General features: G+C 69.5%; 20 protein-coding genes. 12 read left to right on the top strand and 8 right to left on the bottom strand.

All coding sequences use genetic code 11. From position 1 onward, the window contains the following. The 3 genes from VMJ70_02310 to VMJ70_02300 form a co-directional block, all read left to right on the top strand. Positions 1–451 (top strand): hypothetical protein (locus VMJ70_02310; GenBank protein HTO89941.1); only part of this gene is annotated, 451 nt, incomplete at its 5' end. Between the two features lie 8 nt (positions 452–459). Beyond that, positions 460–732: an ATP synthase F1 subunit epsilon gene (gene atpC, locus VMJ70_02305; GenBank protein ID HTO89940.1), complete on the top strand. Its 273-nt coding sequence runs from the start codon at positions 460–462 to the stop codon at positions 730–732. A 54-nt stretch (positions 733–786) separates the two neighbouring features. Then, a complete protein-coding gene (locus VMJ70_02300; protein ID HTO89939.1) occupies positions 787–1,611 on the top strand; it encodes a class I SAM-dependent methyltransferase in 825 nt (274 codons plus the stop codon). An 81-nt stretch (positions 1,612–1,692) separates the two neighbouring features. Here the strand turns inward: VMJ70_02300 and VMJ70_02295 are convergent, their stop codons facing one another. Continuing rightward, the gene (locus VMJ70_02295; GenBank protein ID HTO89938.1) at positions 1,693–2,964 is read right to left on the bottom strand and encodes a hypothetical protein; all 1,272 of its coding nucleotides are present in this window, start codon (positions 2,962–2,964) and stop codon (positions 1,693–1,695) included. A 63-nt stretch (positions 2,965–3,027) separates the two neighbouring features. Between VMJ70_02295 and VMJ70_02290 the strand changes: the two genes are divergently transcribed. Further along, on the top strand, positions 3,028–3,702 hold the full coding sequence (locus VMJ70_02290; protein HTO89937.1) for a pseudouridine synthase: 675 nt from the start codon (positions 3,028–3,030) through the stop codon (positions 3,700–3,702). Next, positions 3,699–4,415: a peptide-methionine (S)-S-oxide reductase MsrA gene (gene msrA, locus VMJ70_02285; GenBank protein ID HTO89936.1), complete on the top strand. Its 717-nt coding sequence runs from the start codon at positions 3,699–3,701 to the stop codon at positions 4,413–4,415. Before VMJ70_02290 ends, msrA begins: the two co-directional genes overlap by 4 nt. Positions 4,416–4,554: 139 nt before the next feature. Here msrA and VMJ70_02280 read toward each other — a convergent pair whose 3' ends face one another. After that, the gene (locus VMJ70_02280) at positions 4,555–5,913 is read right to left on the bottom strand and encodes a FlgD immunoglobulin-like domain containing protein (protein HTO89935.1); all 1,359 of its coding nucleotides are present in this window, start codon (positions 5,911–5,913) and stop codon (positions 4,555–4,557) included. A gap of 354 nt (positions 5,914–6,267) precedes the next feature. Between VMJ70_02280 and VMJ70_02275 the strand changes: the two genes are divergently transcribed. Then, entirely contained in the window at positions 6,268–8,028 is a 1,761-nt protein-coding gene (locus tag VMJ70_02275; GenBank protein HTO89934.1) for an OPT family oligopeptide transporter, read from the top strand. A 27-nt stretch (positions 8,029–8,055) separates the two neighbouring features. On the opposite strand, the gene VMJ70_02270 is transcribed toward VMJ70_02275, so the two are convergent. The 4 genes from VMJ70_02270 to VMJ70_02255 all read right to left on the bottom strand — a co-directional run bounded on the left by VMJ70_02270 (position 8,056) and on the right by VMJ70_02255 (position 11,830). Beyond that, on the bottom strand, positions 8,056–8,736 hold the full coding sequence (locus VMJ70_02270) for a hypothetical protein (protein HTO89933.1): 681 nt from the start codon (positions 8,734–8,736) through the stop codon (positions 8,056–8,058). Next, positions 8,733–9,320 (bottom strand): sigma-70 family RNA polymerase sigma factor, encoded by a 588-nt coding sequence (locus tag VMJ70_02265; protein ID HTO89932.1) that lies wholly within the window; start codon positions 9,318–9,320, stop codon positions 8,733–8,735. The genes VMJ70_02270 and VMJ70_02265 overlap by 4 nt, the downstream gene beginning before the upstream one ends. A gap of 50 nt (positions 9,321–9,370) precedes the next feature. Next, positions 9,371–10,909, bottom strand: a complete 1,539-nt coding sequence (locus VMJ70_02260) for a carboxypeptidase M32 (GenBank protein HTO89931.1) — start codon at positions 10,907–10,909, stop codon at positions 9,371–9,373. 180 nt (positions 10,910–11,089) lie between these two features. Further along, complete coding sequence (locus VMJ70_02255; GenBank protein HTO89930.1) at positions 11,090–11,830, bottom strand: peptidylprolyl isomerase; 741 nt, start codon at positions 11,828–11,830, stop codon at positions 11,090–11,092. Positions 11,831–12,008: 178 nt separating this feature from the next. Here VMJ70_02255 and VMJ70_02250 point away from each other — a divergent pair, with 178 nt between their 5' ends. Genes VMJ70_02250 through VMJ70_02235 form a run of 4 tightly spaced genes read left to right on the top strand, consistent with a single transcriptional unit; the run spans position 12,009 to position 18,200 of the window. Then, positions 12,009–12,794, top strand: coding sequence for a hypothetical protein (locus tag VMJ70_02250; protein HTO89929.1), 786 nt, complete (start codon positions 12,009–12,011; stop codon positions 12,792–12,794). Further along, positions 12,791–14,833, top strand: a complete 2,043-nt coding sequence (locus VMJ70_02245) for a S9 family peptidase (protein HTO89928.1) — start codon at positions 12,791–12,793, stop codon at positions 14,831–14,833. The genes VMJ70_02250 and VMJ70_02245 overlap by 4 nt, the downstream gene beginning before the upstream one ends. A gap of 46 nt (positions 14,834–14,879) precedes the next feature. Continuing rightward, complete coding sequence (locus VMJ70_02240; protein HTO89927.1) at positions 14,880–15,800, top strand: alpha/beta fold hydrolase; 921 nt, start codon at positions 14,880–14,882, stop codon at positions 15,798–15,800. 15 nt (positions 15,801–15,815) lie between these two features. Continuing rightward, the gene (locus tag VMJ70_02235; protein ID HTO89926.1) at positions 15,816–18,200 is read left to right on the top strand and encodes a penicillin acylase family protein; all 2,385 of its coding nucleotides are present in this window, start codon (positions 15,816–15,818) and stop codon (positions 18,198–18,200) included. 28 nt (positions 18,201–18,228) lie between these two features. Here the strand turns inward: VMJ70_02235 and VMJ70_02230 are convergent, their stop codons facing one another. After that, entirely contained in the window at positions 18,229–19,335 is a 1,107-nt protein-coding gene (locus VMJ70_02230) for an alpha-hydroxy acid oxidase (protein ID HTO89925.1), read from the bottom strand. Next, positions 19,325–20,818, bottom strand: coding sequence for a methyltransferase domain-containing protein (locus VMJ70_02225; GenBank protein ID HTO89924.1), 1,494 nt, complete (start codon positions 20,816–20,818; stop codon positions 19,325–19,327). Before VMJ70_02225 ends, VMJ70_02230 begins: the two co-directional genes overlap by 11 nt. 350 nt (positions 20,819–21,168) lie before the next feature. Between VMJ70_02225 and VMJ70_02220 the strand changes: the two genes are divergently transcribed. Both VMJ70_02220 and VMJ70_02215 read left to right on the top strand, forming a co-directional pair. Further along, complete coding sequence (locus tag VMJ70_02220) at positions 21,169–22,197, top strand: glycosyltransferase family 2 protein (GenBank protein HTO89923.1); 1,029 nt, start codon at positions 21,169–21,171, stop codon at positions 22,195–22,197. Beyond that, on the top strand, positions 22,197–23,156 hold the full coding sequence (locus VMJ70_02215) for an NAD-dependent epimerase/dehydratase family protein (protein ID HTO89922.1): 960 nt from the start codon (positions 22,197–22,199) through the stop codon (positions 23,154–23,156). The genes VMJ70_02220 and VMJ70_02215 overlap by 1 nt, the downstream gene beginning before the upstream one ends. Positions 23,157–23,290 lie beyond the last annotated feature (134 nt).

Below are 23,290 nucleotides of genomic sequence, written 5' to 3'. Positions count from 1 at the left end.
CGACGCCACCACCGTGCTCGACCGCGCGATCTCGGAGCTCGGCATCTACCCGGCGGTGGATCCGCTCGGCTCGACCAGCCGCATCCTCGATCCGGCGATCGTCGGGGAGGAGCACTACAACACCGCGCGCACGGTGCAGCGGATTCTCCAGCGCTACAAGGATCTCCAGGATATCATCGCCATCCTCGGCATGGACGAGCTGTCGGAGGACGACAAGGTGACGGTGGGCCGCGCGCGCCGCATTCAGCGCTACCTCTCGCAGCCCTTCTTCGTCGCCGAAGTCTTCACCGGCACGCCCGGCCGGTACGTCAAGCTCGAGGACACCATCCGCGGCTTCAAGATGATCGTGAACGGCGAGCTGGACGACCTGCCCGAGCAGGCCTTCTACATGAAGGGTCCGATCGAGGAAGTGATTGAAGCCGGCGAGAAGCTCGCGGCGGCGGCGCGGTAGAGGCGACGATGGCGACCACCTTCCAGCTCGCGATTCTCACACCCGAGCGTTCGGTGTTCGACGGCGCGGTCGAGTACGTCCAGGTGCCCGGCGCCGAGGGCTACCTCGGCGTGCTCGCCCATCACGCCGCGCTGGTGACATCGCTCGGCGCGGGCGCGCTCACGGTTCGGCGCCCCGGCGGCCCCGAGGAGCAGCTGCGGGTGAGCGGCGGCTTCTTCGAGGTGAGCAACAATCGCGCGACGGTGCTGGCCGACAGCGTGAGCGGGGAGCTGCGGGCCTAGAACGCAGGTTCGGGCCCTGGCGAAGACTCGCGTGAACCCGGGGCGCGCCGGTCCATGAAACACCTCGACGACATCGACATCCAGACCGAAGAGTTCGCCGAATTCTACGACGAGCTGCCGCTGTGGTCGGCGCCGTTCGGGCTCGCGATGCTCGATCGCGTTCCGATCCGCGCGGGCCAGACCATTCTCGACGTCGGCGCCGGCTCCGGCTTCCTCAGCATCGAGCTGGCGCAGCGCTGCGGACCCGGCACTCGCGTGATCGCCGTGGATCCGTGGGCGCCGGTCGCGCGCCGATTGCGCCGGCGGCTGGCGCGTCTTGGCCTCGCCGGGGTCGAAGTCGTGGATCGCGATGCCGCCACGCTCGATCTACCCGGCGAATCCGTGGACCTGATCGTCTCCAATCTGGGCATCAACAATTTCGAGAACGCCGATCACGTGCTGCGGGTCTGCCATCGCGTGGCGAAGCCCGGCGCGAGCCTCGTCCTCACCACCAATCTCTCCGGCCACATGGCCGAGTTCTACGAAGTCCTTCGCGCCACGCTGGTCGAACTCGGCCAGCACGATCGCGTCGCCGGCCTCGAGCAGCACATCGCCCATCGCGGCACGGTGGAATCGGTGAGCGCGCGGCTCGTGAGCGCCGGCTTTCGAATCCACGACTTCGTGCGCTCCGGATTTCGCATGCGCTTCGCCGACGGCACCGCGCTGCTCCGCCACGCCTTCATCCGCATGGGCTTCATGCCGGCGTGGAAGGCGATCCTCCGCGACGGCACGGTCGCGGAGTCGATGGCGAAGCTCGAAGCCAACCTCAATGCGGTTGCCGCCCGCCGCGGCGAGCTCGCGCTCACCGTCCCGACCGCGCTGATCGAGGGCCGCAAGTAGGGCGACGCGAGCGCCGGCTCGAGCGGCTCATCGACCGCTCGGCGCGCGGCGTTCCGATCGAGGCGCTCGCGACCGCGAAGATCAGAGCTTCCCCTTGTCGACCTGCGTGAACCACGGGGTCGCGAGGTCCTGGATCTGATACTCGATGAAATAGTGTCGGAAGCACGCGATGTCTCGCGCCGCCGACGCCAGCAGAAGCACGGCCGCGAACGCGATCGCGATGGCGCGTGCTCGAGCCGGGCGCGCGACCGGGATCGCCCGCACCCCCGCGACCACCAGCGAACCCGCCAGCAACGCGATCGGGCCATAAATCGGGGAGAGGAAGCGCAGGTTCTTGGACGGGTAGCTGAACGAAACCGCGCTGAAGGCGATCGCGTAGATCGCGAGCGCCGCGAGCGCCGCTCCGGCGCGGGGCGCGTCGAGCCGGGCGAGCGGCCAGCGCGCGCGCAGCAGCGCCCAGATCGCCGCCAGGTAGCCGAGCATGAACGGAACCGGCTGAAGGATGCGGAATCCAGTCAGGTAGTACCCGATGCCGCCGCTCTGGTACTCGCGCATGTAGTCGTCGGGCGCGGTGGCTTCCTTGCTCAGCAGCCAGGTGGCGTGCAGCGCCTTCCAGCCGCCGTTCGCCGCCACGATCACCGCCGCGGCGAGCAGGCCCGCGGTGGCGCCGAGCGCGAGCACTCCGACTGGCGCCCGCCATCCTCCCGTGCGCCGCCACTCGATGAAGGCGAGCCCGGCGACGCCGAGCCCGACCGGAATGATCGAGCTCTCCTTCACCGTGAGCGCGAAGCAGGCGATCGCCATGAAGCCGAGCGAGGCGAGCCGCGTGCGGCGGTCGCCGTTCGCCGCCACCAGGAAGCACGCCACCATCCCCACCGACAGCAGGCTCATGACGTCGTCCTGCCAGGCCCGGCGGGCGAGCCCGAGGTCGAGCGGCGAAGCCGCGAGGAACAGCATCGCGATCACGCCCGCCCACGGATCGAGCGCCAGGAATCCGATGGCGCCGATGAGCCCGATCGCGCCGAGGCTCGATGCGGTCGAGAGCAGCTCACCGGTTTCGACGGTGCGGTGTCCGGTGACGCGCATGGCCACCGCCACCAGCGCCATGAAACCAAAGCGATTGGGCCACGGATAGTCCACGTCTTCACCGGCGTTGAACTGGCGCGTCAGCCGGGCCTGCCAGGCCGGCCCTTCCCGCGCGATCCCCGCGCCGAACTTCGTGTAGAGATCCTCATCCGGGGATCGTTCGGTGACGTGAAACCAGTGAGCCCGCAGCGCCAGCGCCAGAATGAACGTGGCGAACGCCGCGAGGTGCGCGGCGCCGAGCCGGCGGCCGAAGAACTTGAGCGTCACATCGCGATCCTAGCGCGCGGCAGCGCGCGGGCGAAGCGCGTGGCGCGGGGGTAGACTGTGGCCATGCCCCGCCTCGTCCTGCTCAACAAACCCTACGGCATGCTCTGTCAGTTCAGGGATCATGAGGGTCGCGCGACGCTCGCCGAGCTCGACGTGCCGCCCGGGCTCTATCCCGCCGGCCGGCTCGACGCCGACAGCGAAGGCCTGCTGGTGCTCACCGACGACGGTGCGCTGCAACACCGCATCACCGATCCGCGCCACAAGCTGCCCAAGACCTACTGGGTGCAGATCGAGGGCGTGCCCAGTCGCGAAGCGCTCGACGCGCTACGACGCGGCGTGGCGCTCAACGATGGGCGCACGCGGCCGGCGCGCGTCCGCGCCATCGCTGCGCCCAGGCTGTGGCCGCGCACGCCCCCGATTCGCGAGCGCTCTGCGATTCCCACCCACTGGCTCGAGCTCACCATCACCGAGGGCCGCAATCGTCAGGTCCGCCGCATGACCGCAGCGGTGGAACTTCCCACGCTGCGCCTGGTGCGCGTGCGGATCGGTCCATTCGACCTCGCGCGGCTCGCCCCCGGCGAGTGGCGCGAGATCGCGCCACCGCGCGAGCTGGCGGGCCGTTCGCGAACTTCGCGGGGGCGAGCTGGCCGGCCGGTCACGAATCGGACGTCGCCGCGTATCAGAATCGAACCCCAAGCGCCGGCCGCGGCGCCATCCCGACACGGAGGAGTGTCATGAGGTTGACTCGTGTTTTCGCCAGCCCGCTCGTGATCGTGGCGGTGCTCGGTGTGTTCTCTGCGGTGGCGCTCGCCGACACCAACCCGACCACTCGGGTCGAGAAGGCGACCGCAGCGCAGCCTGCTTCCGCAGCCCCGGCGAGCGTCAAGCCGGAGACCGCGATCTTCGCCGGCGGCTGCTTCTGGAGCATGGAGGTGCAATTTGAGTCGCGCCCCGGAGTGCTCTCGGTGGTCTCGGGCTACTCGGGCGGCCACACCTCGAATCCCACCTACGAAGAGGTGGGATCGGGAATGACCGGGCACAAGGAGTCGGTCGAGGTGAAGTTCGATCCGAGCAAGATCACGTACGAGCAGCTGCTTGACATCTACTGGCACGGCATCGATCCCACGCAGAGCGATGGCCAGTTCTGCGATCGCGGCGACGAGTACACCTCGGTCGTGTTCTACCGCGACGAGGCGCAGCACCAGGCGGCGCTCGCCTCCAAGGCCGGGATCGAGAAATCCGGCGTGCTGAAGAGACCCATCGTCACCGAGATCCGGAAGGCCGGCCCGTTTTACCCGGCGGAGGACTACCACCAGGACTTCTGGAAGAAGTCGTGGGACCATTACCACGCCTATCGTGTGGGCTGCGGGCGCGATCGCCAGCTGCAGGCGGTGTGGGGGAAGCTGGCGGTGCTGCCTGTGGCGTACTCGCAGACCAGCGCCTCGCACTGAGAGATAGCGAACCGCCCCGCAGAGTCATGCGGGGCGGTCGCGTAGGGAGGAGCCGGGCGGCCATCGCCACCTCCTGCTCCCGGCTGGGCTGGCGCGGCCCGCGGAGCCGCCACCAAACCCATGTTGAATCGTCCGTGAATCAGTGGACGAAGGTCACTCGCGTCTGAACCTGCTGTCCTCCAATGCGGCCCATCACGAAGTACAGACCGCTGCGGACCTGCGCACCGTCATCCTTCCGGCCGTCCCAGGTGATCTCGTACTGGCCGGGGGCACGGGTACCGCTGGTGAGCTGACGAACCAGACGGCCGCTGATGTCGTACACACCGATCGTGACGTCGGCCGGGCTGGCGGTCGATATCGCGAAGGCGAGCCGCGTCGACGAACTGAACGGGTTGGGCTCGAAAGTGCCGAGCGTGAGCGGGCCATCGAGGTCGTCCATGATCTCGGTGGACAGCGGCTCGGGGTCGGCGCCCGAAGCCAGCAGGGCGTCCATGTCGTCCACGGCGGCCGGCGACGTCGAAGCGTTCGACGCCGGCGGGTTGGTGTAGCAAGTCGGTCCGATACCGAGGCCGTGATTGATGTTCCAGGCGGTGCGGATCAGCGAGCGATAAGAGTCGCGCACGGTACGAATCCGGTCGTTGGTGCTATTGAGACGGGTCAGCTCCGACGACGCGAAGTCGAGGAACGACGCCACCGTGCCGGTGTAGCTCGGCAGCGACACATGGGTCGAAGGATCGAGCGCGATCGGCTGGCCATTGCGAGCGACGAGAGCCGCCTGACCCGCGCACACGTTGGCCCACACCGCCGCGGTCTGGCGGATGGCGCGGGTGCGGAGCGAACGCCGCCAACCCTGCATGACGCTGCAGAAGCCGGCGTCGGTGCTGTTCAGCATCGGCGCGTGGCTCGAGACGCAATCGGCGACCGGCAGCAGCACGTTGGCATCGATCCGATTGCCCCGGCGATCACGGCTCGGACACTCGGCCGACCACCACCAGGCCGGGCGCGGGCAGTTCTGAACCTGCGAGCAATCCGCGAAGGTCACGACCTGGGTGGTGGGAGTGCTCCAGCACCCGTCGGGCAGCGTCCGGATCTTGAGCTGGTAGCTGCCGGCATTCGACACGTTCACACAGGAGCTGGTGGCAAAGAAGCCGAATGGGCCGGTCCACTGATAACCGAAGCCGTCCGGCCCGCACAGCGAGACCGTGTTGTCGGTGCAGCCGTTGCTCGGACCGGCGATGGCCGGAGCGGCGGGCGGCGGCGTCGAGGTGATCGTCGTGGTGCACGGGGCCGACCAGTTGGTCCCGTCGAACACCGACAGCGAATAGACGCCCGCGGTCGACGCGGTGATGCAGGGATCGGAAGCGGTCGACCCGTCAGGGAACGTCCAGCGGAAGTCCCAGGCGTCGATCGGGCCGCACAGAGTGACCGGCGAGCCGCAGATCTGGGTCGCACCCGTGATCGAGCAATCGGCCGAGGCCCGGCCGGCCGCCAAGGTCACGGTGATGGCCAAAGCGAGGCCGCTAAGATGGCGGAGCGTTGTTCGGCGCATGATGTGTTCCCCCCAGGGTCGCGCGAATGAAGCCGCGCGGCCTACCGTCGGTCTTGAAAGAACGGGGCCAATCGTGCGCGGTGGCGAATTCGCCCGGTCGGGACGTGCGGGTTGCATGAAGGCTCGCGCGAATCGGGGGTTTTCGCGACGCGCCGGCCGGATCCTCCGCGCACTCGTGCAGGACGCGCGATCAGGACGGGCGCAACGCGCGCGAGCGGGGACCGACCGCCCGAGCCCGAATCGGGCAGGCCGCACGGCGATTCTGCGTTTTCAGTGTCCCCTGCGTGTGGTAATGCTCCGCGAATGCACGACGCCGCAGCCGCCGACCTGGCACCCGCCGAACGCCCCGCCGGAGCCCGCGAGCTCACCGTTCGCTCGCTGATCACCGCCATGGTGGTGGCGGCCGTGATCGGCGGCTCCTATCCCTACGTCGTGCTCAAGCTCGGCTTCGGCCCGAACATATCGGTGGTGTCCGCGTTCTTCGGCTACCTGGCGCTGGGCATCGCCTTTCGCAATTTCAATCGGTGGGAGAACAACATCGTCCAGACCGCCGGGACCTCGGCGGGGCAGACCGCTTTCCTGTGCGTGCTGATGGCGGCGTTCGACATGCTGCGCATGGATCCGGGTGCCCACTTCACCTTCGTGCTCACCCCCACCATGGCCTTTCTCTGGCTCACCACCGCGGGCATCCTCGGGGTGCTGCTGTCGGTGCCCATGCGCCAGCACTTCGTGGTGGATGAAAAGCTCACCTTCGCCGACGGCGTGGCGGCCGGAGAAACCCTGATCGTACTCGACTCACGCGGCGACGAATCAAAGAGCGCCGCGCGCTCGATGGCCCTGGGCGGCGTGCTCTCGGCCGTCCTCTTCGCCATTCGCGAGGATGCCCGCCTGATCGGCAAGGCGTGGTACCGCATTCCCGAGCTGCTGCCGCTCAGTGCCAACGGCGCCAAGATGAACGTCGGCATCAGCTGGAGCCTGCTCTCGCTCGGCTCGGGCATGCTGGTGGGTTTCCGGGTGACGGTCAGCATGCTGATCGGCTGCATTGTCGCCTGGGTGCTGATGCCGCCGTGGCTGCTCGCCAGCGGCTGGGTCCCTCACATGCTGCGGCGCGAGATGTTGCTGTGGATCATGTGGCCGGCGACCGGCGTGCTGGTGGCCGGCGGACTCACCGCGCTGGTGCTGCGCTGGAAGGTGCTGGTCAAGACCTTCAGGAATCTCACCATGGCCTCGATGGACAGCGGCGACTTCCCGATCCGCTGGGTGATCTGGGGGTCCTTGATCAGCGCGGCGGCGCTGGTGGCGGTGCAGGTATCACTCGGTATGTCGCCGTGGCTCACGATCGCGGCGATCATCCTCTCGCTGCCGCTCATGCTGGTGGGGATTCGCGTGCTCGGCGAGACCAACTGGGGACCGATCAGCACGCTCTCCAACATGATGCAGGGCATCTTCGGCGTACTCGCGCCCGGGCAACTGCTGCCCAACATCGTCTCGAGCGGCGTCACCGGTTCGGTTGCCTCCGCCTCGGAAGGTCTGATGCAGGACTACAAGACCGGTTACATGATCGGCAGCACGCCCAAGTACCTCACCTACGCACAGCTGCTGGCCGTGCCGGTGGGCGCCGCGGCGGTTTCGTTCGTCTATCCGCTGCTGCGCGACAGTTACGGCATTGGCGGCGACAACGGTCTCCAGTCGCCGATCTCGCAGCGCTTCGTCGGCTTCGGCATCATCCTGTCGAAGGGCTTGAGCGCGCTCCCGCACGGCGCGGTGGCGGCGCTGCTGGTCGGCGCGGCGATCGGGGTCGCGCTCACGCTCCTCGAGTCGACTTTCCTCAGGAAGTGGGTGCCGTCACCGGCCGGGCTCGGCATCGGCATGCTGGTGCCGGGCAGCGCGGTGTGCACGATGTTCCTGGGAGGGCTGCTCCAGGAGGTCTGGCGAATCGGCTCCAGGCGCTCGCAGGAGCGCTACGTCGTGCCGCTCTCTTCCGGGTTCATCGCCGGCGAGGCGCTGATCGCGACCCTGATTCCGATTCTCGTCGCGCTCAAGATCCTCCACCTCCAGGACTAGGCGGCGACGCCAGAGGCCGCCGGATTCTCAGCGCCGCTCGAGCGGCTGCGGCGTGGAAGTCGCGATCTCCTTGCCTTCCGACAGCGCCACCACCCGCACCAGCACCTTGCGATTCGGGTCGAGCATGAAGGGCAGCGTTCGCGCGTCGAGATCGAGGCTGGTGTCGGTGGCCGCCAGCGAGCCCAGCTTCGAGAGATCGGCCGCGTAGAGCCGCACCTCGTATCGATCGGCGCCCGCGGTCGCCGCCCACCGTGCCGTGAAGTGCCCGGCTTCGACGCGAGCGAAATCGAGCGCGAGATGCGCGCTCAACGAAGGCGTGCCTCGCAACATCACGTGCGCGGGGCCGGCGGTGGGCCGCGGCCATAGAAGCACCGCGGCGACGATCGCCACGCCCGCGAACGCGAGCGCCGGCTGGAGCCAGCTGAAGCGCGGTGCGTGCCGGGGGGCCGCCGCTCGAGCCGCGGCGCGCTCCGGCTCCGCCTCGGGCTCCGCTCCGATCTCGCGCGCGATGAAGGCCTTGAGCCGCGCCTCGGCCTCGTCCGCCTCGGCCGCGGTCACCGGTACGGGTGCGTCGCGATAGAGCTCGAAGGCGGCGACCAGCGCGCCGCACTTCGGGCACTCGCGCGCGTGCGCGCGGCGCGGATCGCCGGGTGGCGAGGCGAGCACGCGCTCGACGTCTTCGGGCGCGAAGCAAGGAACCGGGTTCACGAGACCTCCCCGGCGCGATCGAGCGCGGCGCGAAGCTTGCGGCGAGCGCGCTGGAGCAGCGCTCGCGCGCCGGTCGCGTTGTCGAGCTTCAGCGCGCGGCCGATGTCCTCGACCGAGAAGCGCTCCTCGCAGCGCAGCCATAGCGCGCGCCGCTCCTGATCGTCGAGGGTGCGTTCGAGCAGGGCGCGCAGGCGGTCCTCGTCGCGCAGCTCCTCGAACTCACGGGCGGGATCGTCCTGGGGATGCGGAAGGCTGTCGGGCTCCGCTTCGGGGTCGATCAACCAGCCCGGCTTGCGGACCGCCTTCAGGCACACGTTGCGCGCGATCACGAACAGCCACGAGCCGAACTGCGAGCGGCCTTCGAACTCGGGCAGCGCACGATAGGCGTTGAGCATCACGTCCTGAGCCAGCTCCATGGCATGCTCCGGATCCCGGGTGTAGCGCCGGCACCACAGATAGGTTCGCCGCGAGTGGCGCGAGAACAACTCCGAAGCGGCAGCCCGACCCGAGGCGAGAGCGCTCTCGCGCCGGTAGAGCTGCAGCAGTTCGTCATCGCTGGCGGCCTGAAGCCCGCGGCCCGTCACCAAATGAGACCCCCCGCGCGGGCAGGAATCACAGCCCGTCCGCCCCCTCGCTAACGCAAAGCGCCCAGCGCGGCTCCGGGAGCCTCGACGCCGTAGAGCGGGCCATACTTGCCCCAGAGGTAGCGCAGATAGGGCTCGATCCCGACCGGCTTGCCGGTCACGTTCTTGACCAACACTTCGGGTTCGAACTTGGCGCCCGGCCGATAGACCTTGTCCCGCAGCCAGTCGTGCAGCGCACCGAATCGGCCCCGCGCGATCTCGCCCGGAATGCCGGGCTGCGCCTGGCAGGCGGTCTCGAAGAACTGCGCGCTCAGGATGTTGCCGAGCGTGTAGCCTTGGAACTGACCTCCGATCGGCCCCGAAAACCAGTGGACGTCCTGGAGCACGCCGTCCTTGTCGTCGGGCACCACGATGCCGAGGTCGGACTTGATCCGCGCGCGCCAGGCTTCGGGCAGATCCTTCACCGCGAGCCGGCCTTCGAGCAGATCCAGCTCGCAATCGAAACGCAGCATGACGTGCAGGTTGTAGGTGACCTCGTCGGCGTCGGTGCGAATGAGCGAGGGTTGCACCTTGTTGATCGCGCGATAGAAGGTATCGAGCGGCACCGAGCGGAGCTGGGTGGGGAACACCTGCTGCAGCCGCGGATAGAAATACTCCCAGAAGCCGCGGCTCCGGCCCACCAGGTTCTCCCACAGGCGCGACTGGCTCTCGTGCACGCCGGCCGATGCCCCGTCGGCCAGCGGCGTCCCCTCGTACTTGCGATCGATGCCCTGCTCGTACATGGCGTGGCCCGACTCGTGGAGCGTGCTGAACAGCGCGTCGGTCACGTCGTCCTCGCGCACGCGCGTGGTGATGCGGATGTCGCCGAGCGAGAACTTGGTCATGAACGGATGGTGGGTCTTGTCCTGTCGGCCGCGCTCGAAGTCGTAGCCGAAGGCGCGGATCACCTCGAGACCGAACGCGAGCTGCTCGGCCTCGGGTGCGTGCTGCTTGAGGCACGAGTCGTCGGCCAGCGGCCGTGAAGTGATGGCCTTGACCAGCGGCACCAGCTGCTCGCGAAGCTGCGCGAACACGGCGCGCACGCTCGAGGCCTTCATGCCCGGGTCGGCCAGATCGATGAGCGGGTCGGCGATGTTCTCGCTGCCCGGGAAGTAGCCCGAAAAGCGGCGCGAGAGTTCGAGGGTCTTCTCGAGGATATCGCGCACACGCGAGAAATCGTTGGCCGGGCGCGCGCCGGTCCAGACCTGATAGGCGTGCGAAAAATGGTTCTGCATCTCCGAAACAAACTCCGACGGCAGCCGCACGGCGCGCTCGAACTCGCGGCGCGTCACGCGCACCAGCGCGGACTCGTCCGAGTCCGGCGGCAGCGAGGCGACCTCCTTCTGCAGCGCGTCGAGCAGCCTTCCGATCTCGGGGTCGGTCAGGCGCTCGTGCGCGAGCCTCGTCAACAGCGCCAGCTGCCGGCCGCGGGCTTCGGCCCCGCCCGGAGGCATGTAGGTGGTCTGGTCCCAACGCAGCAGGGACGCCGCCATGTTGAGGTCGAAGATGTCCATCAGGCGCGTTTTCAGCGCGTCGAGGCGTTCTCGCATCGCTTCCTCCGGGATCGGAATCGGCTGGAGCCGAGCGGACGATGCCGCGGCAAAGCGATGATGGGACCACCGATGCGTGCCGCGGTCAACCGCAATTCGCGGCGTGGAACGCGAACGCGGACCCGCCGGAACGGCGAGCCCGCGTCGCTCCCGCCGTTCGGCGGGCGTCGCAATCGCGAATTACTTCACTTCGATCGTAACCTTGGTCATCTTGAGCGGCTCGGTGGGCTTGCCCGCGCCAGGGCTGCCGCACTTCTCGAGCGCCTTCAGCGTCTCCATGCCCTCGACCACCTCGCCGAACAACGTGTGCTTGCCGTCGAGCCACGGCGTCGCGACGAAGGTGAGGAAGAACTGGCTGCCGTCGGTACCCGGGCCGGCGTTGGCCATCGAGAGCTTGCCGGGGCCGTCGTGCTTGACGGCCGGATCGAACTCGCCGCCGAAGCCGTAGCCGGGGCCGCCGGTGCCGTTGCCGATCGGATCGCCACCCTGGGCCATGAAGCCCGGAATCACGCGATGGAACGACAGCCCGTCGTAGAAGCCGAGCCGCGTCAGATAGATGAAGTTGGTGACGTGCATCGGCGCCACCTTGGGCAGGAACTTGATGAGGATCGGGCCCTTGTTGGTGACCATGCGCACGTAATAGGTCTTGGCGGGATCGAAGGTGGCGACGGTCGGTTGGGCCAGCGAGGTCTTCCAGTTGGGCTTCGACTTGTCGACCTTCGCGATCTGGGCGTCGATCATCATGATGGCCTTGTCCTTGGAGGTGGCGGCGGCGGTGGACGCACTGGACGCCGGAGCCTTCGCGGGCGAGGCCGGCTTGGCCGCCGCCGCGGGGGTCGAGGTCGAGGTGCTGTCCGCGATCGCCCGGGTCGCCGCGCCGGCGATCGCGAGCGCGAGGACCGCGGTGAGAATCCGCTTCATCGTGTGGGTTCTCCTGAGGTGAGGGCCCCCGGCGGCGGCGCCGCGCGGCGAGCCTGGGGTACTCGAGGGTTCGGACCGGGGAATCTAGCACGCGCTGGCCGGCGAAGCCGAGGGGACGAGAATGGGGCGAGTGGCCGCCCGCGTGACCTCGCGGCCCGCTTCCGGCTACAGTCCTCGAATGCTCCGTCCCACCGCCGTCGCGCGATCCGCGCTCTCGCTCTCCGTGGCTCTGGCGGTCGCCATCCTCGCCGCGCATCCCGCCGCCGGCCAGCTTCGAGCGCCCGACATGTCGAGCATGGACCGCTACGTTTTCGGGATCCTGTCGCGCGGGGCGAGCTGGACGCCGGAACGCACTCCCCGCACCGACAGCATTCAGGCCGGACACATGGCGAACATCCGGCGCATGGCCGCGCTCGGCGCCCTGATCGGCGCCGGGCCGTTCCAGGGCGACGGCGCGATGCGCGGCGTGTTCATATTCCGCGACCTGCCGCCCGATTCGATTCGAAAGCTGTGCGCGGACGACCCCGCGATCCGGTCGGGAAGGCTCGCGCTCGAGCTGCATCCGTGGATGGCGCCAGCGGGGATCGGCGACGCCTATCGTGAGCGCGCGAAGCAGCGCCCCGACAAGCCCGACAGCATGATCGCGATGCCGCTCGTGTTTCTGAGAGCGGGCAAGCGTTCGGCGGCGATCGATTCGACGCGCCGGGTCGCGCTCCAGCGCCAGCATCTCGACGGCATCATGGGCATGCTGCTTTCGGGCGAGCTGCTCTCGGCCGGGCCGTTCCTCGATCGGGGTGAGATCGCGGGCATTGGCGTGTTCAGCACCGACAGCGCCTCGGCGGCCGCACGCTTCGAGAACGATCCGCTGGTGCGAGCCGGCGAGCTGAGCGTGGACACCCGCGTGTGGTGGGCGGCATGGGGCGTGATTCCGCCGAGACCCACGGTGAGGCTGGCGCAGCCATGAGCGAAAGCAACGGCCGGAAGCCGCTGGCCGAAGACGACGTCCTGAATTTCGTCTGGATCGCCGATCCGCGGATTTCGCCGGATGGCGCGCGCGTGGCGTTCACGCGCGTTCACGTCGACCGCGAAGCCGACGAATACCGCGCCGCGATTTGGCTCGCCGACTCCGCCGAGGGTCCACGCCCGCTCACCTTCGGCAAGAAGGATCGCCAGGCGCGCTGGTCGCCCGACGGCAAGGCGCTGGCTTTCGTGCGCACGCCGGAGGGCGAGAAGGATGGCGAGCTGTGGATCCTGCCGATGACCGGCGGCGAGGCGCATCGGGTCGCGAAGCTGAAGGGCGGCGTGTCGTCGCCGGCGTGGTCGCCGGATGGGCTCAAGCTCGCCTTCTTGAGCCCGCATCATCCCGAACTCGACGACGAGGCTCGGAAGCAGCCGAAGAACGAGCCGGCGCGCGTCGTCAATCGGCCGGTCTTTCGTGAGAACGACGTCGGTTTCACGGATTTCGAGCGGCGGGATCACGTCTGGGTGGTCGAGGCGCCCGGAGGCACTCCGCGCGCGCTGACGCGCGGCCGGTACGCCGAGCGCGAGCCGCGCTGGAGCGACGACGGGGCGCGCGTGCTGTTCCTCTCCGACCGGCGGCCGGAGCCCTGGTTCGGAGCGGATGAGGCGATCCTGTATGCGGTCGAGGCGGATCGCGGCGAGCCCACCGACGGCGAGGGCCTGGCGACCGTGGTGGACCCGAAGGGCGGACCGGCGGCATGGATCGCGGGGCCGGGTGGGCGCCTGGCGATGATCTCGACGCGCACGCCGGCGCGGCCCAACTCCTACGACCAGCCGACATTGCTGGTTGCCGACGGTCCGGGGAAGGCCGTGCGCGAGCTGGGAGCCGTCGCCGACGTGGCTTTCGGCGAAACCGTGGCTTCGGATCAGCATCCTCCGCGTGGCGGGGGCGATATTCCTTTGTGGTTCGCGGAGGGCGGCCGCGCTGTGATAGCGCGCGTGTGCTCGAAGGGCGCCTCCGCCCTGGCGCGTGTGGACGTCGAGACCGGCGAGCTGAAGCTCCTGACGCCGCCCAAGCTCGACGTGATCGCCGGCACCGCGACGCCCGACGGCCGCCGCTGGGCGCTCACCATCGGCAGTCTCGGTTCGCCGGGGGATCTCTACTTCTTCGACGCCACCTCGGGAACGCTGACGGGACTCTACGCCCCCAATCAGGCGTTGCTCGAAGCCCGCGCGCTGGCCGAAGCGGAGGAGTTCTGGTGCGACGCGTTCGACGGGAGGAAGCTCCACGGCTGGATCTTCAAGCCGCCCGGATTCGATGCCAACCGGAAGTACCCGATGGTGCTGCAGATCCACGGCGGCCCGCACACCGCTTACGGCCACGGTTTCTTCCACGAATTCCATCATCTGGCCGGCGCCGGCTACGTCGTGCTGTTCACCAATCCTCGCGGCAGCACCAGCTACGGCCAGGAATTCGCCAACGTCATCCAGTACAAGTATCCGGGTGACGACTACCTCGATCTGATGAGCTGCGTGGATCACGTGCTCGGCCGCGGCTACGTCGACGAGCAGCGGCTCGGCGTCACGGGCGGGAGCGGCGGCGGGCTGCTCACCAACTGGATCATCGTCCAGACACACCGGTTCGCGGCGGCGGTGACCCAGCGTTGCGTGGCCGACTGGGCGGCGATGTACTACTCGTGCGACTTCGCGCTGTTCACGCCGAGCTGGTTCAGGAAGCCGCCGTTCGAGAGTCCGGCCGAGTACGCCGAGCGCTCGCCGGTGACCTACGCGTCGCGCATCCAGACTCCGCTGATGGTGATCCACAGCGAGGAGGACTGGCGGACGCCGATCCACGAGGGCGAGGCGATGTTCCGCGCCCTCAAGCAGCAGAACAAGACCGCGGTGATGGTCCGCTTCCCGGGCGAGAGCCACGAGCTGTCGCGCAGCGGAACGCCCTCTCGCCGGGTGCAGAATCAGCACCACATCCGCTCGTGGTTCGACAAGTACCTGCTGGGTTCGCCGGTGACGGAGTACGACGTCTGATCGCGCCCGACCGCGCAGGCGGTCCGGCGCAGCCGAGGAGAACACGATGAGGTGCCGGGCCGTTTTCGCGACGTTTGCCGCATTGGGAATCGGTCTCACGTCGGGTGGTACCTCCGCGCGGGCCGCCGAGACCGGAAAGATCGTCAAGTCGGGCAACGTCTCGCTGTTCGTCGAGACGCGCGGCGCGGGCGGCGCGCGGCCGCTGATCATGGTGAACGGCGGGCCGGGATTCGATCATCTGTACGTGCACTGCTCCAGCGCCTGGGACACGCTCGCGAAGCATCGCCGCGTGATCTTCTACGATCAGCGCGGCACCGGACGCTCCACCGCCTACAAGGCCGGCATGTCGTGCACGCTCGCCGATCAGATCGCCGACCTCGAGGCGGTGCGCGCCTCGCTCGGCTCGCCGAAGATCGATCTGCTCGGACACTCGTGGGGCGGGTATCTGGTGATGGCTTACGCCGCGCGGCATCCGGAAGCCATCGCCCATCTGATGATCATCGACTCGGCGGCGCCCAAGTGGGGCGACACCGAGTTCATCTTCAAGTACATCTTTCCCGACGCGCTCGAGCGCCAGGAGGCGTTCCAGTTCGCCGAGGCGCTGGGCGACACCGAGGCGGCCCGCCAGGACGTTCACGAGTACCTCCAGCTGCTGTTCTACGATCCCGCGCACCGGGACGAGTTCATGTCGCACGCCGATGGCTACCACTACTACCCGGCGGTGAATCAGGCCCTGAACGGCGACCTCGCCCGGTACGACCTCGGGCCCGAGCTCAAGAAGTACAGATTTCCGACCCTGGTCGCGACCGGCCGCTACGACATCAACGTCGCGCCCTCGACCGCCTGGAAGATTCACAACCTGATCCCGGGCTCGAAGTTCGTGGTGTTCGAGAAGAGCGGGCACCTTCCGTATTTCGAGGAACCGGAGAAGTTCGTGGCCGCGATCGAGGATTTCCTCGCCCACTGAGGCGGGGCGCGTGTCGTGCGCAGGCGCCGGTGGCTTCGCTTCTTCGCGCTCGCTCTTCTGCTGTTGCTCGTGCTGCTGGCGACACCGATCGTCCTGATTCGGCGCACGCTTCCTCCCGACGACGAACAGCGCCGGCTCCCGGGCCTCGATGGCGTGGTGACGATCGACTACGACGCGCTCGGCGTTCCGACCATCCACGCCGGCACCGATCGCGACGCGGCCTTCGCGCAGGGCTATGTCCACGCCCGCGACCGGCGCTTTCAGATCGAGCTGATCCGCCGCAACGCCGCCGGGCGGCTGGCGGAGATCTTCGGCCCGCGCGCCCTGCCCGCCGATCGCCACGCGCGGCGCCTCGGGTACGCGGCGGTGGTGGATTCGGCGATGACGATGCTCGATTCCGACCGCCGCGCGCGGCTCGAGGCCTATGCCGCCGGCATCAACGCCTGGGACGCTCACCATCCCGCGCCGCCCGAGTTCCTGGTGCTGGGTATTCCGCGCGAGCCCTGGCGCCCGCGCGACTGCATGCTGGTGCTGGCCTCGATGTTCGATGACCTGCAGTTCGCGGGAGAGACCGAGCGCATGGTCGAAGTCATGGATGCGACCCTCCCCCGCGTGCTGGTGGACTTCCTGACCCCGGAGTCCACTCCGTTCGACGTCGCGCTCGATGGCCAGCCCGCACCGAAGCCGCCTCCGACCCCGACCTCCGCGCAATTCGATCTTCGCTCGGGAGCGGGAGCGCGCGCGGCTCTGGCCGCGCCGGGGGGCGGAGGGTTCGCCGATCGGGCGGATCCGATGCGCGGAGAGCCCGCCTTCGGCAGCAACAACTGGGTGATCGCCGGAGCGCGCACTCGGGATCACCGTCCGATCGTCTGCAACGATCCGCATCTCGGCCTCCGCGTCCCGGTGATCTGGCAACGCCAGCGGCTGCTCGCGCCCGGTCTCCACGTGATCGGGGTGAGCCTTCCGGGGCTGCCCGGGGTGGTGATCGGGAGCAACGGAGACGTGGCCTGGGGGTTCACCAATCTCGAAGGCGATTTCCTCGACTGGGTCCGCGTGCGTCCGGCGGGTTCCGACAGTTCGCGCTACCGCGTCCCCGGCGGGGACGAGGCGTTTCGCTTGCGACGCGAAGTGATTCGCGTGAGCGGCGCGCCACCGGAGACGCTCGAGGTCCGTGAGACTCGCTGGGGCCCGGTGATCGATCACTCGGACGACGGTGGCTGGCTGGCGCTGCAGTGGGGCGGGATCGCCCCGGATTCGTACTGCATGGACCTGTCGGCCGAGGACCGCTCGCGTGATCTGCGCGAGCTGTTCGCCGCGCTCGACGGCTACACCGGTCCCGCCCAGAACGTGGTGGCCGCCGACGCCCGGCACATCGGCTGGCGCATCATCGGGCGACTGCCGCGCCGGGAAGGCTTCGATCCGCGCCGCCCGCGCGAGGGCGACGCCGCGGGTGGCTGGCGGGGCTGGTGGCCGCAGGACTCGATGCCGCGTGTGGAGGATCCGCCCGCGGGATTCCTCGGGACCGCCAATCAGCGCACCGTCGGGGGCCGAAACTGGGCGCGCGTCGGCACCGGGGCGGCGATGCCGTGGCGCGCACGCCGCATCCACGACGTGCTGGCGTCACGCTCCGACTGGGACGTGGCCGGCGCGGAGGCGCTGCAGAACGATCTCGACGACGCGGTCGTGGGGCCGGCGGCGCGGGCGCTCGACCGCGCGCTCACGCCCGAATCCTGCCGCGCCGACACCGATTTGGCCGCGGCGCGGCGCCTGCTCGATGCGTGGAGGCATCGCGCCGACACCACCTCGGCCTCCCACGCCTTCCTGCGCTTCGCTCGGGTGGCGATCCATCAGGAGCTGCTGGCGCCGATCGTCGCACCGTGTCACGCGCGCGATGCTCGATTCGACTATTCGTGGAGCCTGGAAGACGAGGTGATCCGCCGCCTGCTCGACGAGCGGCCCATGAACCTGCTGAACCCGCGCTACGCCGACTACGACGCGCTGGTGCGCGCCGCGGCCGACTCGGCGGCGAATCAGCTGCGCGCGCGCGTTCCCGGCCTGCCGCTCGAGCGCATCACCTGGGGGCTCGTCAATCGCGCCCGCATCAACCATCCGCTGGGCGCGGCCGTGCCCTATCTCGATCCCTGGCTCGACATGCCGCACGCTCAGCTCGCCGGCGGCTCGAGCGTGGTGCGAGTGACGCGGCCGGCGAGCGGCGCCTCGATGCGGATGGTGGTCGAGATCGGGGATCCGGCCGCCGGCCGCTTTTCGCTGCCGGGCGGGCAGAGCGGGCACTTCCTGTCCGCCCACTACGCCGACGAGTTCGCCGACTGGGTGGCGGGCCGCTACGTGGCGTTCGTGCCCGGCGCGGCGAGCCACACGCTCACGCTCACGCCGCGTTAGGCGCGGCCGGCGCGCGGCCGCGCCGGGCTCATCCGCTTTCCCAGAGCGCGTCGCGCCCGATCGCCGCGATCGACGTCAACCCCATCAGCGCCATCGCGCCGCGGAACTCGAGGTCGAGCAGCTCGACCACGCGCTGCACTCCGCTCGCGCCGGCGACCGCGAGCCCGTGCAGATAGGGCCGGCCGATCAGCACCGCGCTCGCGCCCAGCGCGAGCGCCTTCACCACGTCGGTGCCGCGGCGCACGCCGCCGTCCAGCAGCACCGGGATGCGTCCGCCCACCGCGCGCACCACGCCCGGCAGCGCTTCGATGCTGGCCGGGGCGGTGTCGAGATTGCGACCGCCGTGGTTCGAAACCAGGACGCCCGCCGCGCCGTGCTCGACCGCGAGGCGCGCGTCCTCGGCGGCGAGCACCCCCTTCACCAGCACCGGCAGTCGCGTGAGCGAGCGTAGCCACTCGAAGTCCTTCCAGGTGAGCGTGGGATCGAGGTAGGGGTTGTAGATGTCGTGCGGATCGTGGTGCTGGTTGGGCCCGTACCCCCCGGGAAGCGGCGGGAAATTCGACATCTCGAGCCCGGCGGGGAGCTGGAAGCGCACGCGTTTCTCGCGGTGTCGCGCGCCGAGGACCGGCGTATCGACGGTCAGCACGAACGCCTCGTAACCGGAACGCTCGGCGAGGCGCACCTGCTGCTCGGTCCAGGCGCGATCGCGCTGGCAATAGATCTGGTACCAGAGCCTGGCCGTGGTGGCGCGGGCCACCTCGTCGAGCGGCGTGTTGGCGACCGAACTCACCACCAGCGTGACCTGGGCCGCGTCCGCGCCGCGCGCGGTCTCACACTCGCCCTGCGCGTGGAACAGCCGCTGGTAGCCGGTCGGCGCGAGCAGGACCGGCAGCCGGTGCTCGCGCCCGAACAGCGTGATCCGCGTGTCGATCCGGCTCACGTCGCGCAGGATGCGGGGCTTCAGCCGCAGGTCGCCGAACGCGGCGCGATTCCGGCCCAGAGTCGATTCGTCGCCCGCGCCGCCGGTGATGTACTCCCACGCCATCGCCGGCAGCCGGTCCCGCGCCGCCGCCTCGAAATCGGAAAGGGCCGCGAGCGTGGTCAGGTCCTGCTCGTTCATTCGATCAACCGCCATGGTCATCCTCCATCACCAGCATGCCGGTCATGAGCCCGGCGCGAATGTACTCGAGCACCGGCGCGCGCACCTCGTCGGGCGTGGCGTCGCACCGCTCGGCGTATCCGCGGACGGCGGCCTCGAGGTCGGGCGAATTCTCCAGCAGCGAGGCCAGCACCAGCCCCTCGTCGGTCACGATCTGCTCGAGCGCCGGCCAGCGCTCGCCAAAGCGCACGCGATGCTCGGACTGTTCGCCCTCCGGCCGGGTCCGGCGGCTCACCCATTCGGCGTCGGGCGCCACGCGAATGCGCTGGGCGGTGAGGGCGCGATCGGCTGCCCGCGCGCATTCGGTGGCGGCCCAGAGTCGCTCGCGCACCACGGGCGTCGCGCCGCGCGGATTGCGCACCGCGACCATCGCGATCGAGGCGGCGTCCGAATCCGAAACCGGGCGCGCCACGAACAGCGCCTGCCGGACGCGGGTGATCCCGATCTTCTCGAGGTGCGTGAGATAGGCGCGGGCCAGCGCGAGGTAGCGCGGCCCCAGCCCGCCGCCGGTCTGGTACGAGGCGTAGGACATGGCCTGCACGTCCGGCTCCGGCCCTACCGCGTGGAGGAGCAGCACGCGCAGCGGCACCTGACCGAGTCGTGCCGCAACGTAGCTCTCGAGCTCTTCGCCCGCGAGCAGGGAGACGTCGGACAATACCAGTGCCTCACCCCCGGGTGCGATCACCGCCGGCAGCTCGCGAATCAGGCGCAGGGTCAGCGTGTCGCCGCGCTCGCCGCCGTGCATGAACAGGATCTCCGGGGTGTCGGGCGGATGGAAGAGGTAGGGCGGCTGTGCGACCACCAGGTCGAAGCGCTCGCCCGCCGCGGGCGCGGTGAGATCGCCGACGCGGAACTCCGCCTCCAGCCGATTGAGCCGTGCGTTGAAGCGCGCGATCGCTATCGCGCGCTCGCTGAGATCGGTGCCCAGCACGCGACGCGCCCCACGCCGCGCGGCGAGGAGCGCGACCCCTCCCGGCCCGCACGCCACCTCGAACACCGAGCCGGCGATCGCCTCCGGCAGGATCTCGCCGAGCTGCTCGGTGGTGGGGCCGGGCGGCATCACCGACTCGGGCTCGCCCACGCTGCCGTCGGCGACGATCCACAGGCCGAAGAACGGCTCGATCCGGAACCGGCTCGTGATTCCGGTCTCGCTGAGCTTCAGAATTCCGGCGTCGAGCAGCCTCCCGGTCAGCTCGGCGCCGAGCAGCGCTTCGACTTCTTCGCGAGGCAGGCTGCCGCCGAAGTTGAACAGCAGCGCGAGCCGGATCGGCGCCTCGCGGCGGCGTTCGAGGTGCCAGCGCACCACCGGAATGCGCGCTTCGTAGAGGGCGAGCGGCGCGATGCGATCGATGGCGTCGAAGGTCCGCGAGTCGAACGAGTGCCGCTCGAACGCACGGGTCCAGCGCGCGAGCCAGTCGTCCGATAACGCCTCGAGACCGGAAACGGAAGGCAATGTCACCCGTACCTCCGAGCTGGAGCAGACCGCCAAGACTTAGGTCATGCTCCGAAGATCGCGGTTGGCCGGCAGAAGCCCAAGCCGTTCCATAGGTTCCGGCGACCCTGAGGGAAAATCAGGCCAGGAGCTTGCGGCGCAACCGTCGGCCCTCCCGCCGACTGCAATCTTCGGAGCACCACCCAAAACTTAGCAGACTGCGGGGCTCGAGAACGCTGCGATCGACGGACGCGGATGCCGGGGCTCAATCGCCGCCCGGGGGCGGACGACCACGTCCTTCCCCGGGCTGGCGTTCCGGACGACGCACGGGTTAGCGTGCCCCGCCATCCATTCACCCCGCCCCTAGCATGGTGCTCATGACTCAGGAACTGCCGCTGGTCTCGGTGGTCATGCCGGTCCGCAACGAGGCCGGCTTCATCGCCCGCAATCTCGAGGCGGTGACGAGCCAGGACTATCCCGCCGATCGGCTCGAAATCCTGGTGGCCGACGGAATGTCCGATGACGGCACGCGCGACATCGTGCGCGGATTCATGACGTCCTCGGGAAGCCGCAGCGGGGCCCGAGTCGAGCTGGTGGACAATCCCGAGCGGATCATGCCCACCGGCACCAATGCCGCGATCCGCCGTGCGCGCGGCGAGGTGATCCTGCTGCTCGGCGGGCACGCGTCGCTGCCTTCGAACTACATTCGCGCCTGCGTCGAGGAGCTGCTGCGCAGCGACGCGGACTGCGTGGGCGGCGCGATGGTCTCGGTAGGCGACGGGCCGACCGGCGAGACGATCGCGGCGGCGATGAGCTCACCGTTCGGGATCGGCAACTCCGGGTTTCGCACCGGCGCCTCGGGCGATGAGGCCCGTCCCGCCGACACCGTGCCGTTCGGCGCGTTTCGCCGGCGGGTGTTCGAACGCATCGGGCTCTTCAATCCCCACATGGTTCGCCATCAGGATTACGAATTGAACTACCGCCTGCGCGCCTCGGGCGGGCGGATCCTGCTGCTGCCGTCGCTGCGGGCGGTGTACCACGTGCGGCCATCGCTCACCGGACTCGCGCGCCAGTACTGGCAGTACGGCATCTGGAAGGGTCGCTTCGTGCGCAATTATCCCGACTCGCTGCGGCCGCGGCATCTGGCGCCGGCGCTGCTGGTGCTGGCGCTGGTGGCGGGCGCGATCGCGGCGCTGTTCTCGCCGATCGGCCGTGTCGCGTTTCTGATCCTGCTCGCGATGTACGCGCTGTTTCTGCTGGTGGCGACGCTTGCGATGCGCGGGCGACTCGCGCCCGATCGCCTGCTTCGACTGCCCTGGGTGATCGTGATCCTGCACACCAGCTACGGCGCGGGCATGTGGAACGGCCTGCGCATGGCGCCCGTGCCGCCGGCGCCGCGGCTCTGATGCGGGTCGCCGTCACCGGCGCGAGCGGCTACGTCGGCGGGGCGGTGCGCCGTGCCCTGCTCGCGCGCGGCGATTCGATCGCCGCGCTCTCTCGGCGGCCGCCGGCGAATCCGGCCACCGGCGAGGAATGGATCGCGGGCGAGCTTTCGGAGATGGCGGCATTGGATCGGTTGCTACGTGGCGCCGACGCGGTGGTACATGCTGCCGCCTGGGTGCATCACGAGACGCCCGACGCCGCCGCGCGCGAGGCCTGCTTCGCGGTCAATCTTCGCGGCACCCAACGGCTGGTCGACTCGGTGGCTCGCGCCGGACACGCCCCGCGCTTCGTGTACGTGAGCACGACGGCGGTGTACGGCGAACGCTTTGAGAACCGCGACGAGTCCGAGGCGCCGGCGCCGGCTGGAGCGTATGGCGAGAGCAAGCTGGCCGCGGAGCGGGCGGTGCTCGCGGCTCACGCCGCGCGAAGCCTGTCCGCCGCCGTGCTGCGCCCGGCGATGGTCTACGGCCGCGGCGCGCCGGGGAATCTCGCCCGGATGATCCGGCTGGTGCGGCGCGGTGCCGCCCCGCTCGTGGCGGGGGGCCGAAATCGCAAGAGCATGGTACACGCCGACGATCTGGCCGCCACGATCCTGCGGGCGATCGACGAGCCGCGCGCGGCGGGCGGCGTGTTCAACGTGGCCGGCGAGCCGGCGCCCACCATGCGAGAAGTGGGCGAGGCGCTGGCGAGCGGGATGAAGCGGCGATTGATCTGGGTGCCGGTCCCCGGCGCGCTCTGGTCCTTGGGCGCGGCGCTCGGGCATGTTCCAACGCGCGCGAGCGGCGGTCGCTACGCCGATCTCGGACGCGCGATGGAGGTATTCGCGGCGACCACCACGGTGCGCGCGGCCCGCGTGCGCGAGACGCTGGGCGTGAGCTTTCGCGACGTGATCGAGGGGCTCGGCGACGCCGCGCGAACATGAGCGGTCGCACTTCGCTCCACTCCTGAGGCCGCCGCTCGCGCTTCGATGGCCGCCTGGCGTTTGCCGTTCATCAGCGCGAACCCGAGTCTTCGCTCGGCCTCGATCAGAGGGTGGGCGCAGCAGAGGAGTCTTGG

This window comes from Candidatus Sulfotelmatobacter sp., from assembly GCA_035498555.1.
Taxonomy (GTDB): domain Bacteria; phylum Eisenbacteria; class RBG-16-71-46; order RBG-16-71-46; family RBG-16-71-46; genus DATKAB01.
Note: the sequence above shows the minus strand (reverse complement) of the source record. Positions and strands in the feature narration are given on the sequence as shown.